This is a genomic window from Arthrobacter sp. H14 (assembly GCF_000520495.1).
Classification (GTDB): Bacteria; Actinomycetota; Actinomycetes; order Actinomycetales; family Micrococcaceae; genus Arthrobacter_C.
In genome coordinates this window covers 80,918-83,128 of sequence record NZ_KI914621.1, presented here as the reverse complement: position 1 = coordinate 83,128, position 2,211 = coordinate 80,918, and the positions used below count along the sequence as shown (strand labels likewise).

Annotated in this window: 2 protein-coding genes; both read right to left on the bottom strand. The window is 62.9% G+C overall.

Translation table 11 applies throughout. The features are described 5' to 3' along the window. Positions 1–1,158: pyruvate kinase (pyk, locus tag Y707_RS22970; protein ID WP_035780038.1), on the bottom strand; the 1,158-nt coding region annotated here is incomplete at its 3' end. A gap of 47 nt (positions 1,159–1,205) precedes the next feature. Beyond that, positions 1,206–2,211 (bottom strand): glutamate synthase subunit beta (locus Y707_RS22965; protein ID WP_035780035.1); only part of this gene is annotated, 1,006 nt, incomplete at its 5' end.

Sequence of the window (2,211 nt, the reverse complement as noted above, 5' to 3'; positions counted from 1 at the left end):
CAGGCGGGACAGCCGCCGTGCCGAGTCGCCAGACTGGGTGAACGTGCAAATGTACTTTGCGTCCAACTGGTTGGCGATTTCGACCGATGCGCGGGTGATGGCGCCGCCGCGGGTTTTCGGGGAGCTGCCGAGCGGAGGAATGCGTTCCAGGCCGTCCGCTTCGGTTGCCTCGATGATCCGGGCCATGGTCTGCACGGTTTCGATGGGGTACTCCCCCACACTGGTTTCACCCGAAAGCATTACGGCATCCGCGCCGTCGAGAACGGCGTTGGCGCAGTCCGAAGCTTCTGCGCGGGTCGGACGGGGGCTGTCGATCATAGATTCGAGGACCTGCGTGGCCACGATGACCGGCTTGGCCCACCGGCGTGCCATTTCAATGGCCCGTTTCTGCACCAGCGGCACTTCCTCCAGTGGAAGTTCGACGCCGAGGTCCCCGCGGGCGACCATGATGGCGTCGAAGGAGTCGATGATTTCCTCGAGGTGGTCCACTGCCTGCGGCTTCTCGATTTTGGCGATCACCGGCGTCCGGCGGCCTTCCTCATCCATGATCTCGTGGACACGCTTGATATCGACGGCGTCGCGGACAAACGACAGTGCGACAAGATCCACGCCACGGCGGATCGCCCAGCGCAGATCGTCCTCGTCTTTATCGCTCAGTGCCGGCACGTTGACGGCCACACCGGGAAGATTGATTCCCTTGTTGTTGGAAACTGTTCCGGCGACCTCGACTTCGGTGATGACCCGGGGTCCCTCAATGGCAACGGCGCGAAGGCCGACCTTGCCGTCATCGATCAGGATCGGGTCCCCGGCCTGGACATCCTCGGGCAAGCCCTTGAAGGTTGTCGAGCAAATCCCGGCCGTGCCCTCGACGTCCTCGGTCGTGATCACGAACCTGTCTCCGACGGCCAAAGTGTGCGGACCGTTGGCGAACCGTCCAAGGCGGATCTTAGGTCCCTGCAGGTCGGCCATGATGCCAACAGCCTTGCCGAGGTGGTCCGCGGCCTTGCGGACGTTCTCATACGTGCCGTCGTGAACCGAGTGGTCCCCGTGGCTCATATTCATGCGGGCAACGTCGACCCCTGCTTCGAGTACCGCCAGGGTGTTCTCATAACTGGCAATAGCCGGACCGAATGTAGCAACAATTTTTGCGCGTCTCATATACCTAGCCTAGTAGTCATCTGTTGATTAGTTGGCGACGGCCGTCTCTACAGCGCGGAGATGGATTGATCCGTCGGTGAAACCGGTGCAGGCAGCCGGGTGCTGCCCATCAAGTACTTATCCACGGCAGCCGCGCACGCACGGCCTTCCGCGATGGCCCAGACAATCAGGGACTGCCCTCGGCCAGCGTCTCCGGCGGCGAAAACGCCGTCGGTGGTTGTCATGTAATAACCGTCACGTTCTACATTGCCACGTTCGTCGAAGGCAGCATCGACTTGTGCGGCGAGTTCTTCGGATTCCGGTCCGGTGAAGCCAAGCGACAGGAACACCAGGTCGGCGGGGATTTCGCGCTCGGTACCCGCTTTCGGCACCCGCCGGCCATCAACGAACTCGGTCTCGGCAACCTTGATGGCCTTGAGTACGCCGTCTTCGCCCAGGAATTCGACGGTGGAGGCGAGATACGTCCGCTCTCCACCTTCTTCATGGGCGGAGGCAACCTCGAACAGCGTCGGGAATGTAGGCCAAGGCTGATGCGGTGCACGCTCCGGCGCTGGCTGCTTGCCGATGGCGAGCGTCGTTACCGAGGCCGCCTGATGCCGGTGTGCCGTGCCCAGGCAGTCGGCTCCGGTATCGCCGCCGCCCAGAATCACCACGTGCTTGTCCTTGGCGTTGATCTGGTCCGGTACTTCTTCACCGGCCACCACCCGGTTCGACTGGACGAGGTAATCCATCGCGAAATGCACGCCGTTCAAGTCCCGTCCGGGGATCGGCAGGTCCCGTGGCACCGTGGCTCCGGTGGCAATAACGACGGCGTCATAGCGGCGCCGCAGTTCGCTCCAAGTAATGTCCGTGCCAATGTCGATGCCGGCACGGAAGCGGGTGCCTTCCTCCCGCATTTGCCGCAACCGCCGGTCGATGTGCTCCTTCTCCATCTTGAAGTCCGGAATCCCGTACCGAAGCAGTCCACCGATGCGGTCGTCCCGCTCGTATACCGCTACCGTGTGGCCCACCCGGGTGAGCTGCTGCGCGGCGGCAAGGCCTGCCGGTCCGGAA